The sequence below is a fragment of the Cuneatibacter caecimuris genome, assembly GCF_004216775.1.
Lineage (GTDB): Bacteria > Bacillota > Clostridia > Lachnospirales > Lachnospiraceae > Cuneatibacter > Cuneatibacter caecimuris.
The window spans coordinates 76,867-95,882 of sequence record NZ_SGXF01000001.1; the positions used below are offsets into that span (position 1 = coordinate 76,867).

16 protein-coding genes are annotated in these 19,016 nt (G+C 51.7%); 3 read left to right on the forward strand and 13 right to left on the reverse strand.

Annotated features, from left to right (window positions below; translation table 11 throughout):
• Nucleotides 1-27: 27 nt before the first annotated feature.
• From smc to EV209_RS00430, 11 genes are all read right to left on the reverse strand, one after another.
• The gene (gene smc, locus EV209_RS00385) at nt 28-3,588 is read right to left on the reverse strand and encodes a chromosome segregation protein SMC (RefSeq protein WP_130431959.1); all 3,561 of its coding nucleotides are present in this window, start codon (nt 3,586-3,588) and stop codon (nt 28-30) included.
• 10 nt (nt 3,589-3,598) lie between these two features.
• A complete protein-coding gene (rnc, locus tag EV209_RS00390) occupies nt 3,599-4,291 on the reverse strand; it encodes a ribonuclease III (RefSeq protein ID WP_130431961.1) in 693 nt (230 codons plus the stop codon).
• A gap of 131 nt (nt 4,292-4,422) precedes the next feature.
• Nucleotides 4,423-4,653 (reverse strand): acyl carrier protein, encoded by a 231-nt coding sequence (gene acpP / locus EV209_RS00395; protein WP_130431963.1) that lies wholly within the window; start codon nt 4,651-4,653, stop codon nt 4,423-4,425.
• A gap of 47 nt (nt 4,654-4,700) precedes the next feature.
• Nucleotides 4,701-5,714 carry a phosphate acyltransferase PlsX gene (gene plsX / locus EV209_RS00400; RefSeq protein WP_130431965.1) on the reverse strand — a complete coding sequence of 338 codons (1,014 nt, stop codon included), beginning with the start codon at nt 5,712-5,714 and terminating at the stop codon, nt 4,701-4,703.
• 175 nt (nt 5,715-5,889) lie between these two features.
• On the reverse strand, nt 5,890-6,018 hold the full coding sequence (locus EV209_RS16755; protein WP_279387327.1) for a hypothetical protein: 129 nt from the start codon (nt 6,016-6,018) through the stop codon (nt 5,890-5,892).
• Nucleotides 6,019-6,111: 93 nt separating this feature from the next.
• Complete coding sequence (gene rpmF, locus EV209_RS00405; RefSeq protein WP_130431967.1) at nt 6,112-6,294, reverse strand: 50S ribosomal protein L32; 183 nt, start codon at nt 6,292-6,294, stop codon at nt 6,112-6,114.
• A 3-nt stretch (nt 6,295-6,297) separates the two neighbouring features.
• Entirely contained in the window at nt 6,298-6,816 is a 519-nt protein-coding gene (locus tag EV209_RS00410) for a YceD family protein (RefSeq protein WP_130431969.1), read from the reverse strand.
• A 77-nt stretch (nt 6,817-6,893) separates the two neighbouring features.
• A complete protein-coding gene (locus EV209_RS00415) occupies nt 6,894-8,243 on the reverse strand; it encodes an MATE family efflux transporter (protein WP_130431971.1) in 1,350 nt (449 codons plus the stop codon).
• A gap of 280 nt (nt 8,244-8,523) precedes the next feature.
• On the reverse strand, nt 8,524-11,187 hold the full coding sequence (locus EV209_RS00420) for a translation factor GTPase family protein (protein WP_130431973.1): 2,664 nt from the start codon (nt 11,185-11,187) through the stop codon (nt 8,524-8,526).
• Nucleotides 11,188-11,262: 75 nt separating this feature from the next.
• Nucleotides 11,263-12,261, reverse strand: coding sequence for a phosphate acetyltransferase (gene pta / locus EV209_RS00425; protein ID WP_130431975.1), 999 nt, complete (start codon nt 12,259-12,261; stop codon nt 11,263-11,265).
• 65 nt (nt 12,262-12,326) lie between these two features.
• Nucleotides 12,327-13,805: a DUF4153 domain-containing protein gene (locus EV209_RS00430; protein WP_165388762.1), complete on the reverse strand. Its 1,479-nt coding sequence runs from the start codon at nt 13,803-13,805 to the stop codon at nt 12,327-12,329.
• Nucleotides 13,806-14,090: 285 nt separating this feature from the next.
• Here EV209_RS00430 and EV209_RS00435 point away from each other — a divergent pair, with 285 nt between their 5' ends.
• From EV209_RS00435 to EV209_RS00445, 3 genes are all read left to right on the forward strand, one after another.
• Complete coding sequence (locus EV209_RS00435) at nt 14,091-14,633, forward strand: HdeD family acid-resistance protein (RefSeq protein ID WP_130431979.1); 543 nt, start codon at nt 14,091-14,093, stop codon at nt 14,631-14,633.
• A gap of 277 nt (nt 14,634-14,910) precedes the next feature.
• Nucleotides 14,911-15,381: a DUF3795 domain-containing protein gene (locus tag EV209_RS16910; RefSeq protein ID WP_130431981.1), complete on the forward strand. Its 471-nt coding sequence runs from the start codon at nt 14,911-14,913 to the stop codon at nt 15,379-15,381.
• A gap of 14 nt (nt 15,382-15,395) precedes the next feature.
• Nucleotides 15,396-15,971: a DUF6434 domain-containing protein gene (locus tag EV209_RS00445; protein WP_130431983.1), complete on the forward strand. Its 576-nt coding sequence runs from the start codon at nt 15,396-15,398 to the stop codon at nt 15,969-15,971.
• A gap of 90 nt (nt 15,972-16,061) precedes the next feature.
• Here EV209_RS00445 and EV209_RS00450 read toward each other — a convergent pair whose 3' ends face one another.
• Together EV209_RS00450 and yicI are read right to left on the reverse strand one after the other, a co-directional pair.
• The gene (locus tag EV209_RS00450) at nt 16,062-16,730 is read right to left on the reverse strand and encodes a class I SAM-dependent methyltransferase (RefSeq protein WP_130431985.1); all 669 of its coding nucleotides are present in this window, start codon (nt 16,728-16,730) and stop codon (nt 16,062-16,064) included.
• Nucleotides 16,731-16,748: 18 nt separating this feature from the next.
• Nucleotides 16,749-18,956, reverse strand: a complete 2,208-nt coding sequence (yicI, locus tag EV209_RS00455; RefSeq protein ID WP_130431987.1) for an alpha-xylosidase — start codon at nt 18,954-18,956, stop codon at nt 16,749-16,751.
• Nucleotides 18,957-19,016: the final 60 nt, after the last annotated feature.

Genomic DNA, 19,016 nt, shown 5'->3' on the forward strand with positions numbered 1-19,016 from the left:
ATACTCCCTTTCAAACTCTCAAACTCATTATGCGGTCAGCTCTCTGTCGATCAGATTCACGCTGACCAGCGTGGACACGCCCTTTTCCTGCATGGTGATGCCATACAGGCGGTCTGCGGCCACCATCGTCCCGCGCCGGTGGGTGATGACAATAAACTGTGTGTTTTTCGTCAGCTTATGCAGGTACTGGGCAAAGCGCCCTACGTTGGAATCATCCAGCGCCGCCTCAATTTCATCCAGCAGACAGAAGGGAGAAGGTTTCAGGTTCTGGATCGCGAACAGGAGAGCAATGGCCGTCAGGGCTTTTTCTCCTCCGGAGAGCTGCATCATGTTCTGCAGCTTCTTTCCCGGCGGCTGGGAAATAATACGGATGCCCGCCTCGATCACATCTTCTTCTCCGGTCAGCTCCAGCGTTCCCCGGCCTCCGCCGAACAGTTCCCTGAACACCCGGTCAAACTCTGTGCGGATCTCCATGAATTTTTCATTGAATTGATTCCTCATTCCGGTATCCAGCTCTTCTATGATCTGTTTTAGATTCGCTTCCGCCTGGGTCAGGTCTTCGTACTGTCCTTTCATGAAAGTATACCGTTCCAGCACTTCCCGGTAATCATCAATGGCATTGACATTCACAGTCCCCAGGTTTTTGATTTTCCCTTTCAGTTCTGCCGCCTGCCTGCGAAGCTCGTTCAGACCGCCGTCTTTCATGGCGCCCTGGTCCGCCGCTTCGGAAGGCATCATTTCATACTGTTCCCACAAATAGTTCACCAGGCCGTCCAGATGTTCCTCCAGCTTTTCTTTCTGGGTCTGCAGACGGTAACTTTCTTTTTCCAGAGCGCCGCTCTGCGCCGACAGCTCTTCTCTGGCGTTAAAATATTCTTTTTGTTTGGCCGACCGGTTTTCCCGCGCGGCGGCAATTTCTGCCAGCCGGTCATTCAGCGCTGCAATCTTCTCATCCGTCACACGGATTTCTTCTTTTAAGCATCCGATCTGCTGCTGTTTTTCCAGAACAGCCGTATCTCCCTGGCCTTCGCTTGCCAGCAGAGTTTCCTGTTCCAGCTCCAGATTTTTCTTTTCTTGCCTGATCCGTTCGGCATTTTCCCGGACAAAAGCTGCCTGCTGCGCCAATTTTGATCCTGCCATCTGGGCTTCTGTCAGTTCTGCCGCAAGCCGGTCCCTGCCGGTTTTTTCTTCTTCCAGTTTCTGATTATAATCCTGTACTGCCGATTCAGATTGTCCGTTCTGCCGTTCAATCTCTGTCATTTCCCCGGAAATCGCCTCTTTCTGGAAACGGATGTCCTTCACCTGTTCTTCCAGCTGGCGCATTTCCCGGGCTGAGTCTTCTCTGGCTTCCAGTATTGTTCTCACCGCGGCTTCTGCCTGACGTTTTTTCAATCCCCAGGTATTGGCCTTCAGGGCGGCCTCCTGCTGCTTTTTCTGTTCTTCTTCCAGCTGCTGTTTATCCTTTTCCACAGCAGCTTCCAGCTCCACCAGCTCTTTGAGCAGGCTGTCATATTGGGCCAGCGCTTTTTCTGCTGAAGCTTCCAGTTCTTCAATTTCCCTGCGCCGTCCCAGCAGATTGCTGGTGTTTTTAAAGGCTCCGCCGGTCATGGAACCGCCCGCGTTAAGCAGTTCCCCGTCCAGGGTAACAATCCGCAGAGTGTAGCGGTATTTCCTGGCCAGTGCCAGAGCATGGTCGATATGATCAGCCACTACCACCCGCCCCAGCAGATACTGAATCAGGTTCTGATACACCGGCTCCGCTTGCACCAGGTCGCAGGCCAGGCCGATGACCCCCGCTTCCTTCAGCACGCCGGCCTCTTTCAGTTTGCCTCTGTTTTGAATGCCGTCCAGCGGCAAAAACGTCGCTCTGCCAAAACGATTTTTCTTCAGATATTCAATAAGGTGCTTGGCCGTCTGTTCGGAGTCTGTCACAACATTCTGGATGCTGCCTCCCAGGGCCGTTTCCACCGCCACTTCATATTCTTTCTCCACATGAATCAGATCCGCCACCACGCCGTGAATCCCGCTGACCCGGTCCCTGGCCTCCATCACCCTGCGGATGCTGTTCCCATACCCTTCATAGCGCTCGGCCAGATTTTTCAGAGAATCCGCTTTGCTCTTCAGCGCATGAAATTCCTGCTGCCTTTCATTCAGATATTTCGTCTTTCTGTGATGTTCTTCTGTCCCACGGGAAATCCGCTCCTGCAATGTACGGCAGTTCTCCCGGCGAACATCCAGTTCTTTCAGACACCTCTCCAGCTCTCCGGAAAACTGGGATTCTTCCGCCAAAGCCGATTCCTCTTCCGCTTTGCTCTTGATCAGCTTCTGGCCCACCTCCGCCCGGCGGACCAGCGCCTGTTCCAGCATGGTCTCATAGCGCTGCCCTTTTGCGGCAATACCGGATTTTTCATTCAGAAGCTCAATAATCCGCCCCTTGCTCCCGGCAATGGCTTCCTCATATTCTCTGATCCTGCTCTCCGCGCCTTCCAGTGCAGTTTTGGCCGCGCTGATTTTCTCTTCGCTCTCCCGGCAGCTGCGCTCTGTTTCTCTGCGTCTTTGTTCCAGCTGTTCTTCTTCTCCCTGCCGGGCTTCCAGCCGGCTGCGGATCGCCTGAATCCGCCCTGTGATGTGCTCCTGATTCATCCGCTCCGTATTGATCTGTTCCAGCAGAACATTGATCCTGCCTTCCAGACTGCTCTTCCCCACGGTAGATTCCTGCAGAGCGTTTCTGGCGCTCTCGCTGCTGCAGTTCAGCTCTTCCAGCTCAGCTTCCAGAGAAGCATATTCTGTGCGGAGTTTTTCCTGAGCTGCGGCTGTCTCCCTGATCTGCCCGTCAGTGACCGCAATCTTTCCCTCCAGTTCCTTCAGCTGGTTTTCTGTCTGCTCCCTGTCCTTCAGAAACAGGCTGATATCATACAATTTCAGCTCTTCCCGGAGCTGCAGATATTTTCTCGCCGCTTCCGCCTGGCGTTCCAGCGGGCCCACCTGCTTTTCCAGTTCAAACAGGATATCGCTGACCCGCACCAGATTGGCCTGCTCATCCTCCAATTTCTTCAGGGTCATGACTTTGCGCCGCTTGAATTTCACGATTCCGGCAGCTTCGTCAAACAACTCCCGCCGGTCTTCCGGCTTTCCGCTGAGAATTTTGTCAATCTGTCCCTGCCCGATGATGGAATAGCCTTCCTTGCCGATCCCTGTATCATAAAACAGCTCGTTGATATCCCGCAGACGGCAGGCTGCGCCGTTGAGCAGATATTCGCTCTCTCCTGAACGGTAGACCCGGCGGGAGACGGTTACTTCTTCATAATCCACGTTCAGCTGGCGGTCGGAATTATCCAGGGTAATGGCCACATATGCATAGCTCTGGGGTTTTCGCACCTCTGTGCCGGAAAAAATCACATCCTGCATATTGGACCCGCGCAGCTGCTTTGCGCTCTGTTCCCCCAGCACCCAGCGCACTGCGTCCGCCACATTGCTCTTGCCGGAGCCATTGGGGCCCACAATGCCCGTGATCCCATTATGGAATTCAAATTTGATTTTATTGGCAAAAGATTTGAAGCCCTGTACCTCGATACTTTTTAAATACATCTTCCGCTCCTCATTTTCTGCCTGCCCGCAAATGCAGGATCGCCTGATAAGCCGCCATCTGCTGCGCCGCTTTTTTGGTCCTGCCTTTCCCCCGGCCCAATTCTCTTCCTTCTACCGTGACACAGGCCAGAAATTGTTTGTCATGATCCGGGCCCACTTCATCCAGGATTTCATAGACCAGGCACTCCTGGCTGTCTTCCTTCTGTACCATCTCCTGCAAGATAGTTTTGCTATCGTAAAAAAGCTGTTTATTTTCCAGATCGTTCAATATGTATTTTAAAATAAACTCTTTTGCGCTAGCAAAACCACCGTCCAGATAAATGGCTCCGATCAGCGCCTCCATAGCGTCCGAAGTGATGGAATCACGGTTTCTTCCGCCGGTGGCGTCCTCTCCTTTCCCCAGATAGAGATATTCCCCCAAACTGATATCCCGGGCGCAGTACGCTAAAGAAGGCTCGCAGACCAGGCTGGCCCGGAGCTTTGTCATTTCCCCCTCCGGCTTGTCCGGATACCTATGAAATAAAAAATCACTGGAAACAAGTTCCAGCACCGCATCGCCCAGAAATTCCAGCCGTTCATTATTCTGAAGCCGTTCCTGATGATGTTCATTATTATAGGAACTGTGGGTCAGCGCCAGCCGCAGCAGCCCGCTGTCCCGGAAATGGTACTGCACCGTTTCCTGCAGCTGTTCCATTGATCGCATTTTCTTCCTCCTGTCTGTCATTCAAGTCTGTTTTATGCCGGGAGATGCCTCTCCTTATTGTAAAGGAAGGCCGCCGCGGCCGGCCTTACGGCCCGGCTGCGGCAGCCCCGTTTCTCTGCCTTCCGACGCTGTTATTTCAGAGCAGACTTGATCTGCTCCACCGCATCGCCAACTGTAACGATATGTTCGGCGGCTTCGTTGGGGATCTCCACATCGAATTCTTCTTCAATTCCCATGATGATCTGGAAAATATCCAGGGAATCCGCGCCCAGGTCATCCACAAATGTGGTCTCCATTGTGATCTCCTCAGCGTCTACGTTCAGTACCTCCGCGATAATACTCTGCAGCTTTTCAAATTCCATCAAAATCATCCGTCCTTTCTTGTTATAATCTATGCTATACTATTCTCTTATTTAGAATCTGCAACCTCCGGATTCAGGCTGGCCCTGATTTTTCCCGGAATATCCTGCTCTTGAAACGCAATGCACTGAATAATAGCATTCGTCACTTCCTTGGCTTTGGAACTGCCGTGGGCCTTCACCACCAGGCCGTTCAGCCCCAGCATCGGCGCGCCGCCGTGTTCGCTGGCATCAAATTTCTTCAATACCTTTTTCAATGCTGGTTTTACGAGAAGCGCTCCCATTTTGCCTCTGAATGAAGAAAGCATACCCTTCTTAATTTCATTCACCAGCGTGGCTCCCACGCCCTCATACAGCTTCAGAATCACATTGCCCACAAATGCTTCGCAGACAATCACATCCGCCTGCCCATGCGGGATCTCCCTGGCCTCTATACTGCCGATAAAATTAATGTCCCTGCATTCCTTCAATAGAGGAAACGTCTCCTTTACCAGAGCATTCCCTTTCTCTTCTTCCGCACCGATGTTGACAATCGCCACTCTGGGATTCTTTACACCCATCGCATGCTCCATATAGATTGAGCCCATCTTGGCAAACTGCACCAGATGATCCGGCCTGGCGTCCACATTAGCTCCGCAGTCCACCAGCAGCGACACGCCCTTTTCCGTAGGCAGAAGCGGCGCCAGCGGCGGCCTCTTCACACCCTTCACTTTTCCTGCGATCAGCTGGCCGCCCACCAGAACAGCCCCCGTACTCCCGCAGGAAACAAACGCGTCAGCCTGTTTTTTCTTCACCAGATTCAGCGCCACCACAACAGACGAATCCTTTTTGGAACGAATCGCATTCACCGGCGGTTCCTCTGTAGCGATCACCTCAGAAGCAGGAACCACATCCAAACGGCCCTTATCATAAGTATACTCCACCAGTTCCCGATTAATCACCTCCGGAAGCCCGACCAAAGCCACTTTAACATCCTGCCTGGCATTCAGCGCATTCACAGCGCCCTTCACAATCTCCGACGGGGCATTATCCCCGCCCATCGCATCCACTGCAACAGTAATCATAACTTCAGCTCCCATTCATATCCGGCAAACATTCCCAAATCCGGAATTTGCCTATCCCTACTATACAAGATAACAAATTACAGGTCAACCTTTTTTTTCAGCAAGGCTACAAGCAGCGCGGAACCTTAAAACAGAACGCCGGCCGGGGTGCTCGCACACCGGCCGGCATTCTGTTTTAAGGTTCCATGGGGCGCCAGCCCCAAAGCCATGGAAGCTGCGCTTCCATGGCCCGCGCTGCGGCCAGCGACTCCCCCGCCATCCCCCAAACGCGCAGCGCCTCCGGCGCAGCACGTAAAAAAAGCAAGTGCACCGCCCCTCATACACCATCACTCCCCAAATCATCCCACACACAGGAAAAAAGGCCTTCCTTACGGAAAGCCCTGCTCAGTTCAGATCTTTACTTCTCGTTAGAGATAATCTCTCTCTTGTTGTAAGACCCGCAAGCCTTGCATACTCTGTGAGGCATCATCAGTGCACCGCACTTGCTGCACTTCACTAAATTAGGAGCACTCATTTTCCAATTAGCTCTGCGGCTGTCTCTTCTCGCTCTGGAAGAACGGTTCTTAGGACAGATAGACATGGGTTACACCTCCTTAAAATTATTGAAGATATCACGGATTGCTGCCATACGCGGATCCGGCGACCTGTCGTCGCAGGCGCAGGGACCCTCATTCAGGTTCTTGCCGCACCGTTTGCAGATCCCCTTACAGTCAGGACTGCAGAGAACTTTCATCGGCAGGTTCACGATAAGCTCACCATTGACCAGCTTGTCTACATCAAGGTAATATCCACTGTAAAAATAGGCTTCATCTGACTCCTCCGCCGCATCCTGGTTTCCGTCCAGTTCTTTTTCCACCGGAAGTACAAAAGGGACCTCAACAGAAGTCAGGCAGCGGTCACACGGAACCAGCAGGTAAAGACGGATTTCACCGGTCACTTCCAAACAACGGTTTCCGGTATGCGTCACCATAAGATGAACCGGTTCTTTCTTCACCAGAGGAAACTCTCCCTCCCAGCAGGAAAAAACCTCCATCTCCACAGGGACGTCATACTCCCTGACCATGCCGTCAGCGGCAAACAATTCAGATAAATTAATCTGCATACTATCCTCCAAAATCTGGTTTCAAATACACACCTGAATTATTATACATGTGCTTTTTTCGTTTGTCAACGGGTTTTTCATGTTTCTTTGATTTTTACTGATTTCCGATTCAAAATCACAAAATATCCCACGCAGAGCGCAATCTGAACCACAGACGAACAAGGCGTAGCCAGCCCCACCCGAAACAAAGACACCGGCTGCATCCGGCTCATCAGCAGCGATACAGGAATCCTCACGCCAAAAGCCCCTATAATCCCCTGCGCCATCACAAACATAGTTTTTCCACAGCCATTAAAATAACCGATCATGCAGAACATCACAGACACCAGCAGGCAGTCGATGGCATAAGCCTTCAGATATTCCGCAGACGCGCCGACCACTGCCGGATCCCTGGCAAACAGCCCCGACAGCAGATCTCCGTGAAAGAATGAAAACCATGCCATCGCCACCCCCACCAGCAAAGACAGCCCGATCCCGCAAAACAAGGCTTTCCTGGCCCTCTGCTCTTTGCCGGCTCCGATATTTTGAGCCACAAAAGCGGACATGGACTGATTAAACGCCGAAGGCACCAGCATAATAAAACCGCAGAGTTTCTCTGCCACACCCACCCCTGCCGACGGAATCACGCCCAAAGAATTCACAATCGCAGTAATCGCCAGGAAGGAAACACTCACCAGCAAATCCTGAAACGCGATGGGCAGGCCCAGCCGGAATACATTTCCCATCCGCTTTCTGTCAAATGCAATATCCTTTTTTGCAAACGCAAAAGGGAGCTTCTTCTTCCGGATAATAAACACAGAAATAATCACACTGAGGGCCTGGGCACAGACCGTGGCGACAGCAGCTCCCGCCGCGGCCATCCCAAAAACTCCCACCAGCAAAAAATCCCCTGCAATATTAAACACACAGGCAATCGCCACCGTAATCAGAGGCATCCTGGAGTCCCCGATCCCGCGGAAAATACTGCCCAGCAGATTATATGCCACAATGAATAAAGAGCCGGCCGAGCAGATCCTCACATAGCTTACAGTTGCGTCAAAAGCTTCCTCCGGCGTCCTCATGATCCGCGCCACCGGTACCGCAAACAATTCCATCAGCACGGTAATGGCAATGCCGATGATCAGGAAAAGGGTAATGCTGGCTCCAATAATTTTCCCGGCTTCTTCCGGCTTCCCTTCTCCCAGCTTTCTGCCCAGCAAAACCGTGGTCCCCACAGCGATTCCCACCACAAAGGAAGTGATCAGCTGCATGAGCCAGCTCCCTGTAGATACTGCCGAAACATCTGCCGCAGAAGCAAACTGCCCCACCACCAGCATGTCCACCGCTCCGTACATGGTCTGCAAAAACAAGGCAGCCAGCACCGGCAGCGCAAACTTAACCAGGGATTTCATAATATTTCCCTGAGTAAAATTCTGTGTTTCCTTCATGATCTCTTTTCCTTTCCCACCAGCGTATTTTTCTCCGGCGGCCCTGCGGTCAGGCCAGCCCCATCGCTTATTCAAAAGCGCACTGAACACCCCCCCCGGAGAGTTTTGTTGCATAGGGAACGCAGTTTCCTGTGAAATAACAGTCCGCTACCTATGCAACAAAAAACCGGATAAAAAGCAGGCATTTCAGCCAGCATCTTATCCGGTCGCCATTTCATGAGAATGGTCCACCCTCCGATGAACAGCAGTTATTATAAAACAGTTTTTCTGCTCTGTCAACCTAATCTGATGTTTCATTCCGGGAAGCTTCTCCGGCCAGCTTCTCTATCTGCCTTCTGGCCTCCTCAGGCAAGGTATCCAGCAGAAAATTTCTCCTTCCGGGCCCCTGCTTTTCTTCATAAATCTGCCTGATTTCCAGAGCGGCCCGCTCCACCTCTTCCTGAAATTCCCTGGCGGACAGCAGCCGGCAGCCCTGGCTGCGGATGATGATCTGTTCCAGGCCGTCGGAGGTGGCGACTGTCACATCATATTTCATCCCGTTTTCGTGGGCAAATTTCTCTATATACTGATCCGCGGTCTCTGCTTCCCTGGTATAAACCACTTGGATATTATGATAATCCATGGCCTCTGTCCGGTGCCCCTGCATCCGGTAAGCGTCAAACACCGCGATCAGCCGGCATTTCCTGACAGCCTGATAATTGCAGAGTATATCCAGCAGTTTTCCTCTCGCGCCGTCAATATTCGCCTCCGCCAGGGACCGAAGCTCCTCCCAGGCAAAGATAATATTATATCCGTCCACCAGAAGATATTTTTCCCGGATCGCAGCAGGCTTTGGCTGGCGCTGTCCGGCAGGAGCTGAAATCACTGTCCGGCGGGAGCCTGCACGCTTTCTTCCGGGCGCTTTTCCATGGCTGTTGGCATAATAGGTCCGCGCCAGGATAGCGTCTATTTCTTCCACGCCCAGCCATGGCTCCCCTTCTCCTGATCCGGTACTTTCCGCCGCATTGCCTGCGGCGGAGTTTTTCAGGCAGGAGAAAGGGCTTTCCACATGCATGTGCTCTTTTACCTTGTCCCAGCTGACAGGATATCCTGCTCCATGGGAACAGAAAACTGAACCGGTGGGATTTTCCAAATCCCTTTCCGGATCGTACCCTGCGGCCTCTATAACCTCCTGTGCGTTATGGCAGGGCCCATACCCTGCAGGCACGCATACCAGCCTGCCGGTACCCCGCGTATAAGCCGTGACTTCCTTCTGGTAATCCCGGGCGGAGGCCACAGGCACTTTTCCCTTTAACACGGCAATATCCTCTGACAGCTCCGGCGGAAGACATTCCCCGGACATTTTCTCCATATCCGTCATTGCTCGCCCCACCATCTGCGCGGGAATCTCCAGCCGGAATTCATAATAAGGTTCCAGCAGTACAGTGCCGGCCTCCCGCAGCCCCTGGCGCACCGCCCGGTAAGTGGCCTGCCGGAAATCTCCGCCTTCCGTGTGCTTCAGGTGCGCACGCCCCGCTGCCAGCGTGATTCTCATATCTGTAACCGGCGCGCCGATCAGCACCCCGGGATGTTCCTTTTCCGCCAGATGGGTCAAAACCAGACGCTGCCAGTTCCTGTCCAGAGAATCCTCGCTGCAGGCAGAAGCGAATTCCAGGCCGCTCCCCCGCTCCAGAGGCTCCAGCAGCAAATGGACTTCCGCATAGTGGCGCAGCGGCTCAAAATGCCCCACACCTTCCACGGTCCTGGCAACCGTTTCTTTATATACAATATTGCCGGCTCCGAACTCCACCTCTGTTTCAAAGCGTTCCAGTATCAGACTTTTCAGAATTTCAATCTGCACCTCTCCCATGACCTGCGCATGGATTTCCTTGAGCTGCTCATTCCAGACAATGTGCAGTTCCGGCTCCTCTTCCTCCAGCTGCCGCAGCTTTGGCAGCATCGCTGCAGGTTCACAGCCCTCCGGCAGGCAGATCTGATACGTCAGCACCGGTTCCAGCACCGGCAGCCCGGCCGTTTCCTCTGCGCCGAAGCCCTGGCCCGGCCTGGTGTCCCCCGGGCCGGTGACAGCGCAGACTGTTCCGGCAGCCGCTTCATTCACAGTCTCATATTTCTCGCCGGAATAGATGCGGATCTGATTGACCTTTTCATCCCCCAACTGCATCCTGGCCTTTAAAACGCCTCCGGTCACTTTCAGGTAGGTAAGCCGGTTCCCCTGCACGTCTCTGGCTACTTTAAAGACCCTGGCTCCGAATTCTTCAGGATAAGAAACCGGCCTGGTCCAAAAATCCAGAGCCTTCAAAAATTCCTCCACACCCTCCAGCCGCAGAGCCGAACCAAAACAGCAGGGAAACATTTTCCGGCTGAAAATCATTTCCCTGATTTTCTCATCTGATACTCTCCCTGTCTCCAGATACTGCTCCAGCGCAGCCTCACCGCACATGGCTGCAGCTTCCTGGAACGCCTCCTGATCAGAAACTCCGAAGTCCGCGCAGGCTCCGTCCAGCCTCTCCTGCAGCTCTTGCAGCAGTTTTTCTCTGCTGCATCCCGGCTGGTCCATTTTATTAATAAAGAGAAAAACAGGAATCTCATATTCTTTCAGCAGCCTCCACAGGGTCAGCGTATGTCCCTGGACGCCGTCCGAACCGCTGATGACCAGCACTGCATAATCCAGCGCCTGCAGCGTGCGCTCCATTTCCGCAGAAAAATCCACATGTCCGGGAGTATCCAGCAGCGTGAACCGCGTGCTGCCAAATTTGAAAACAGCCTGTTTGGAAAAAATGGTGATTCCTCTGGCGCGTTCCAGCGCGTCTGTATCCAGAAAAGCGTCCCCGTTATCCACCCTGCCCAGTTTCCGGATTCCGCCGCTTAAGTACAGCATGGCCTCTGATAAAGTAGTTTTTCCGGCATCCACATGGGCCAGAATCCCAATGACTGTTTTTTTCATCCGCTCCAACTTTCCATAACGCAAATCTGACGGGCGCGCTGCCCGTCAGACCGGTATTCTGTTCTGTTTAATCTGTCATTCCTGTGCCTGGCACTGTACTGCGGTAATAGCAACCACGCCCACAATATCCTCTGCCGAGCAGCCGCGGGACAAGTCGTTGACCGGCTTTGCAATACCCTGGGTCACAGGACCGTAAGCCTCTGCCTTAGCCAGTCTCTGAACCAGCTTATAGCCGATATTGCCGGCATCCAGATCAGGGAATACCAGAACATTAGCCTTGCCGGCAACCTCGCTGCCGGGCGCCTTGGAAGCGCCTACGCTGGGAACGATGGCCGCATCCAGCTGCAGCTCTCCGTCCAGTTTCAGGCCGGGATTGTTCTGCTTCGCGATCTCTGTGGCGGCTACAACCTTATCCACATCCGCATGCTTCGCGCTTCCCTTTGTGGAATGAGACAACATCGCCACGATAGGCTCTTTCTGAACCAGCAGCTCAAAGGATTCCGCGGAAGAAACAGCGATCGCCGCCAGCTTTTCCGGATCGGGATTCTGCTCCAGGCCGGCGTCCGCAAAAATAAACGCGCCGTCCGCGCCGTATTCGCAGTCTGGCACTACCATCAGGAAGAAGGCGCTCACCAGCTTCACGCCGGGCTTCGTCTTCAGGATCTGCAGGCAGGGACGAAGGGTGTTGGCTGTGGAGTGGCAGGCGCCGGAAACCAGTCCGTCCGCGTCTCCGCATTTCACCATCATCACACCGTAGTATGTATAATCTGTCATCAGAATTTCTTTTGCCTTTTCAGGGGTCATGCCCTTTGCCTGGCGAAGCTCTACCAGCTTGTCAATGTATTCTCCTGTTTTTTCATAAGTGGCAGGGTCTACAACAACAGCCTTGGAAAAATCCAGGCCTGCGCCGTTCTTTTCAATCTCTTCAGGGCTGCCGATAATGATCAGATCCGCCAGATCTTCCTTCTGAATCTGTGCGGCAGCTTCGAAAATTCTTCTGTCCATGGACTCCGGCAGAATAATTTTCTTTCTGTCCGCTTTTGCTCTCTCTTTGATAACGTCAATAAATCCCATGATTTTTGACTCCTTTCCTGTATTGATTCTCAGCCATCCAGCCCCGGATGCCCGTACTATTATCATTATATAACACATTCTTTAAACAGACAAGGCTGTACTGGAAAAAAAACATTTCCGGCGCTGTTATACTCCTGAATGCCTTTCTCCACAGGCAATATACACAGCAGCGTGAAAAGAACGGCGCCGGAAAATGCCGCAATCCGTACCAGTGGTATCCTGCGGAAGCACAGCAGCAGCGCGGAAATAAAAACGATTGCCAGCCAGAGCAAGAAAACGCTCACCAGCACTCTTTTCACCGTAAGTCCATAGACCGTGATATACAGCCCCATTTTAGACGCCGCCATAACGATCAGCAGCAAGGTGGCCGCGCAGACCAGCGCTGCGGCTGCTTGAAAAGCTTTTCCTTCGCATACCCCTTTCTTTGCAGCCAGATTGATGGCCAGAAGAACGGCTCCATTCACCAGCACAGTCTGACACAGCTCAAAAAAGCCTGTACGAGCGTATTCTGCGTAGGAAAACCCTTCCGGCAGATTTCCGAAAAACGCACCGAACATATACCCGGCCTGCAGAAGCAGAAAAACGATGTATACCGCTGTCAGAACTGCCAGCACCAATATCACGGAAATTGCCGGAGCAAACCGGAATTGATCGCGAATTTCTGTCAAACTTTTCTGGGTCATGTTTTCCGCACGCCTTCCGCTGACGCAGCCGTATACCAAACCGTACAGGAACATCCCGGTAAACAGGGCCAGGACCAGCTGCATCAGCGCTGTCCCGGAAAATACTGTGCTCCAGAAATGACTCCAGCCGTTTGTGAGCCAGCCGCTCATCCCGGAAATTACAGTTTTGAATGAGGAATCCGCTTTGGAAAGCAGCGGAATCACCACACAGAGGCAGGCCAACGCCGCCAGGATGCCGCCGCACACAGCCGCTGCTTTTTTCAGCGGAAATTCTTTCTTTCCCCTGATCCTGCCTGCCCCGGCTTTCACCCCGGCGCACCAGACGGCAGGCAGGCGCAGAAAATTCCCCCAGGGGATGATAAACCCAGCGTTCAGCACATCAAACAGCACCCAGTGAGACGTCCTGTTTTCCAGAAGGCGGCCTGACGCGGAAACGGTCCAGTAGATTCCCACTCCATGAATTGCGAGGACCTGCAGCGCTCCCATCAGGATATGGTCCCCAAAGATTACCAGGGAAAGACTCTGGGCAATCAGAACTGCCAGCCAAAACCAGCTTTCCGCCGCAGGTTTTTTCTTTTTCATTGCCAAATAGCCCAGGACGGCGCCTGTATAGAACAGCGAAAACCAGAACAGCCCGGCCGGTCCCTCCGTCGCAGCACTTTCCGGAATCAGGCGGTGAAACAGAATTAAATCCCAGTAAAGCCATGCTGCTGCAAAAAAGATAACCGCAAACACCGCGTCCATTCCTGACAGCGGATATTTTTTACTCATTATTCTTTCCGGGGCCAGTTCTTCCTCCTCATGGTCAGCCTGCCCTTCCATCATTTCAGCTGTTTCTTCTTTCAATTTTGCTTCTTCCATGTCAGTTACCTCCTGCATTTTAGAAATATTATCTCATATCTCTAAAGAAGGATAACACATTACATTTCAAATGTCAATTAATAATTATCGAATTGCAATATATATTTTTCGCATTCCGGCATTTATATGTTGAGTAAAGTTTTGTATCGGCAAACAGGGGCTTTCCCGTCCCGGTCATTCTTTTTTTCTGTCCTCAAAATGCGGTCACTTTTCCTTTTTTCACATAAGATAATAGAAAAGAGTTCCCGCTCATTTCATTATCTCAAACTGTAAGGAGGAATACATATGTTTCGATTTTTCTGGTCCCGCAGCGCTTCTGTATGGACGGCATGCCTCTATGTTTTTCTGGGCGCAATGCTGCTGATATTTCCGGGCATCACCGGCACTGTTTTCTGCTGGTTCCTGGCAGGGGGCAGCCTGATCTATGCCGCCGGCCGCCTTTTTTATTATGTCAGCTGCAGAAAAAAAGGCTGTTCTTCTCTGAAAGACCTGATCCTGGGCTTCTCGTTTTTTGGTTTTACCCTGTTCTGCTGCTTTTTCCCACTGACTGTCCTTTCCATCCTGCCCATGGTGCTGGGCATCATTCTTTTGCTGGACGGCGTTGGAAAGCTGCCGCTTCTCATCGCGGCGCTGCAGGACAGAAGCCCCCTGACAGCGGCGCTGGCCATTTCTGTTCTGGTTCCCATGTTTCTGGGATTTCTGATCGCTGCGAATCCTTTTGACACCGCCAAGACTGTGATCATGTTTTTTGGCACTGCTCTGGTGGCGGACGGCGTCTGCGATCTGGGAACTGCAATTTATGCGCGTAGGATGCCGCGGAATTTTTAAATCATATTTTTGTGACCAATGGGGGGAGTCGCGAAGAGGCGGCAGAGAAAACTCCGGAGGCTCCATGCCTTACGGCAAATAGCCTCCTCCGTTTTGTCTGCCGCCTCCCTGCCAAAGGGCTTCCGGCCGCCATGAGTTAGCTAAATTCCCTGCAGCATATTATTTTTCCAAGACGTAGGAAATCAGCCCGGAAACTTGCTGTTTCCACGCCTTTGTGATTGTGGTATAATGAAATGCACAAAAATGAAATGGTGGATTTTGCAAAAGGGAATAAATTATGAAAATGCCAAGCGAAAATATTGATCATGCCATGTTCGCTCCATGCGGAATGAACTGTAAGGTTTGTTACAAACATTGTTACCATAAAAAGCCATGTGCGGGATGTTTGAACGGCGATATGGGAAAGCCTGAGCATTGCCGAAAATGCAGGATAAAGGACTGCATAAAAGAAAAAGAGCTGTCTTACTGTTTTGAATGTTCCGTTTTTCCATGTAAGCTTATAAAAAATCTGGAAAAAAGCTATATCCAAAGGTATCGGACAAGTCTTCTGGAAAATAGTGGATTTGTTCAGGAACATGGTTTGGAATTATTCATGGAAATGCAGAAAGAAAAATATACTTGTCCAAAATGCGCCGGTATTATCTCTATCCATGATAGAGAATGCAGCGAATGCCAGGAAAAAATGGACGAAATGATGGACTTGCTGAAAAATCCCAACCGCAGCAGGGATACAGACAAATATAGCTGAAAGCGAGGTAAACCATGATAGAAAGACCTTCTTTAGACAAACATTTAGACAGCAGAACATTTCGTGATTTTTACTATTTAAAAGAGGAATTAGTGGACTTTTGCAGGAAAAACGGCCTGCCTGTTTCTGGCGGGAAAATAGAAATAGCAGAGAGGATTGCATATTTTCTGGATACTGGAAAAGTTATGCCCGCAAAAACAGGAAAGAGAACCGCCGCAGAAATATCAGAAATCACTGAAGATGCAAAGATTGAAGCTGACTTTGTTTGTTCGGAAAGGCATAGAGCATTTTTTAAGGAACATATCGGGAAAGCTTTTTCGTTTAATGTGGCTTTTCAAAAGTGGCTAAAGGCTAATGCCGGAAAAACTTATAGAGAAGCAATTACCGCCTATGATCAAATCCTTGAGGATAAGAAAAAGGGAAAAACAGTTATTGATAAGCAGTTTGAGTATAATACCTATATCCGGGATTTTTTTGCAAATAATCCGGGTAAAACTTTGGAAGAGGCAATTAAGTGTTGGAATTACAAAAAGCGATTGCCGGGACACAACCATTATGAGCCGTTAGATCTTGCAGCTTTGGAGTCGTAGAGAGGCGGCAGAGAAAACTCCGGAGGCTCGATGCCTTACGGCTAATAGCCTCCTCCGTTTTCTCTGCCGCAACTGATGTGGGAAGACGTGTTATTTTTTTCTCAGGCAGAATATTCTGTTGACCTGCTCTGCTTCCGGGATCCACATCTCGGCGTAAGATTCTGCGGAAAACCAATGTTTCAGGTATTCCTGCCAGGCTTCTGTGCTCCTGTTCCAGAGGATCAGGCCGTCGTCCAGCAGGTCTTCTCTTATTTTTCTGATTCCCCATTCTGTAATCTGTTCCTCTGCCAGAAAGGGGTTTAGCTTCACCATGAGCTTTCCGCCGGGGCGCAGAAGGCGGTTGACTTCATTCAGGACGGTTTCTGCGTCTTCGGGATACAAATTATCAAGAATATTGGACAAAATAACGCTGTCCACAGAGGAATCCGGCTCCCCGGACAAGGCCTCTGAGCTGCCTTCAAGAAAGCGATAGTTTCCTGCAGGCATTTTTTCTGCGCGCAGGCGCGCCAGGCGTATCCCTTCTTCCGCTAAGTCTATGCCAAGATGCTCTTTTGTTCCCCTCAATGCGCAGTGAAAAAGCATGCTTCCGTTTCCGCAGCCAAAATCCAGGATTTTTTCCGCCCCCATGCACAGCCAGTCTAAAGCTTCATCCAGCTCTTTCCAGCCTGTGTTTGTGGTCGCAGGTACCTGGACCTCCTGCTGTAATTCTCTGTATATATTATTTTCAGTGGTTATGGCCTTTAAGTATTTTTCTTCCATCGCCTCTCCTGTCCTGTTTCAGTCCCCGGACGTTCTGGTCACTGTAATTTTTCCATCCTGAAGGGCTGCTTTTGCCTGATACAGCAGTTTTCCGGCTGTGTCATAAACTAAGGTCACCGCCCCCGATCCTTCTTTCAGACCATAGGCTCTTAATTCTGCCTGGCCGTAATCATATACAGCTCCTTTTTCACCGCTTCCTACAGGCAGCAGGGTGCCCGGACGCACGTAGAGGGGCAGGCTGAGATAGCCGTACTGTTTCTTCAGCCACCTTCCTCCCTGGATCTCTTCTCCTGTCAGAAAATCTGTCCACAACCCCTCCGGCAGGTAAAATTGGGCAGTTCCGTCTTCAGAGAATACAGGAGCGACCAGCAGGGAATCCCCCAGCATATATTGCCGGTCCAGATACGCGCAGGCAGGATCTTCCGGAAATTCCAGCGCCATGCTGCGCAGCATGGGCAGTCCTTTTTCACAGCACTGTACGGATTGGCTGTACAGGTAGGGCATCAGGCTGTGCTTCAGCTTAGTGAAAAATCTCAGCACATCCACCGCCTCTTCGTCATAAGCCCAGGGCACCCGGTAGGAGGAGCTTCCGTGCAGCCTGGAATGGCTGGAAAGCAGTCCGAAGGCCACCCACCGCTTATAGACGTCCGGAGTCGCGGTCTGCTCAAAGCCTCCGATGTCGTGGCTCCAGAAGGAAAACCCGCTCATGCCCAGAGACAGCCCGCCCCGCAGCGTCTCCGCCATGGAGGGGAAATCTGACCAGCAGTCTCCGCCCCAGTGCACCGGGAACTGCTGGCCGCCGGCAGTGGCGGAACGGGCGAACAGGACCGCTTCCCCTTTTCCTCTTTTTTTCTCCAATACTTCAAATACAGTTTTATTATAGAGATACGTATAATAGTTGTGCATTCTTTCCGGGTCTGATCCATCATAATACACTGCGTCGGTGGGGATGCGCTCACCGAAATCTGTTTTAAAGCAGTCCACGCCCATATCCAGCAGGTTTTCCAGCTTCTGCCCATACCACTCTCTGGCTTCCGGGTTGGTGAAGTCCACCAACGCCATGCCTGGCTGCCACATATCCCACTGCCACACGCTGCCGTCAGGACGTTTCAGGAAGTACCCGTTCCTTCTTCCCTCTTCAAACAGAATGGACTCCTGACCCACATAGCTGTTGATCCAGACACAGATTTTCAGGCCTTTTTCATGCAGCCTGGCCAGCATTCCCGCAGGGTCCGGGAAAACCCGCTCATCCCAGGTAAAATCGCACCAGCAGAATTCCTTCATCCAGAAGCAGTCAAAATGGAACACGCTGAGGGGAATGTCTCTCCGGAACATCTCGTCCACAAAATGGCTGACTGTCTTTTCGTCATAATCTGTGGTAAAGGAGGTGGACAGCCACAATCCGAAGGTCCAGGCCGGAGGCAGGGCTGCTTTACCGGTAAACCGGGTATACCGTCCCAGAGCTTCTTTCATGGTGGGTCCGGCAATCATATAGTAAGCCAGAGATTCACCCCGGGCGGAAAAACTCACCTGGGTTACGATCTCAGAACCCACTTCAAAACTGATTCTTCCTGGATGGTCCACGAACACGCCGTATCCGCGGCTGGAAAGGTAAAATGGTATATTTTTATAAGCCTGTTCTGTAGAGGTTCCTCCGTCCTCATTCCAGATTTCTACGGACTGGCCGTTTTTAACAAAAGGAGTAAACCGCTCTCCCAGCCCGTAAATCAGCTCTCCCACAGAAAGAGACAGGCCCTGCCTCATCCAGGCGTTCTCTGTGCCTGGATCGTAGTAAAGCCCCGCCCAGTTTTCTTTGATATAGGCCAGCCCGCTTTCGGATGCCAGAAACTGATCGCCCTCATAATAGCGCATCTCACAGTCGGCCCGGCTGATTTCCAGGCGCAGGGAACCGCTGCGCACCGTTAATTTTTGTTCTGATTCTTCAACTTCAGGCAGAAACCCCTCCTGCGCATTTACTTGAAATACAGGCTGTTTTTCTGCCGCGCCCGCATAATGAAGCGCTTCCATTTTCAGAATCCCTTCGGCAGGAGCGGTGACACGCAGCGTCAGATTCACCCCGCCCAGAGTGTCCCCACGTTCCTCTACCCGCCCGGCAGGCGCGCAGATTTCCAGCCCATTGCTTACTTTCCTTACAAACCATACTTTTTTAGGGGAAAATACAGCTGTCCCCCGCTGATTCAGCCAATGTCCATTATGAAACTTCATCTTTCCCTCCTCTGGCCCTCTTTTTTCTTCAGTCTACCACAGCACAGTCTGTTTTACCAG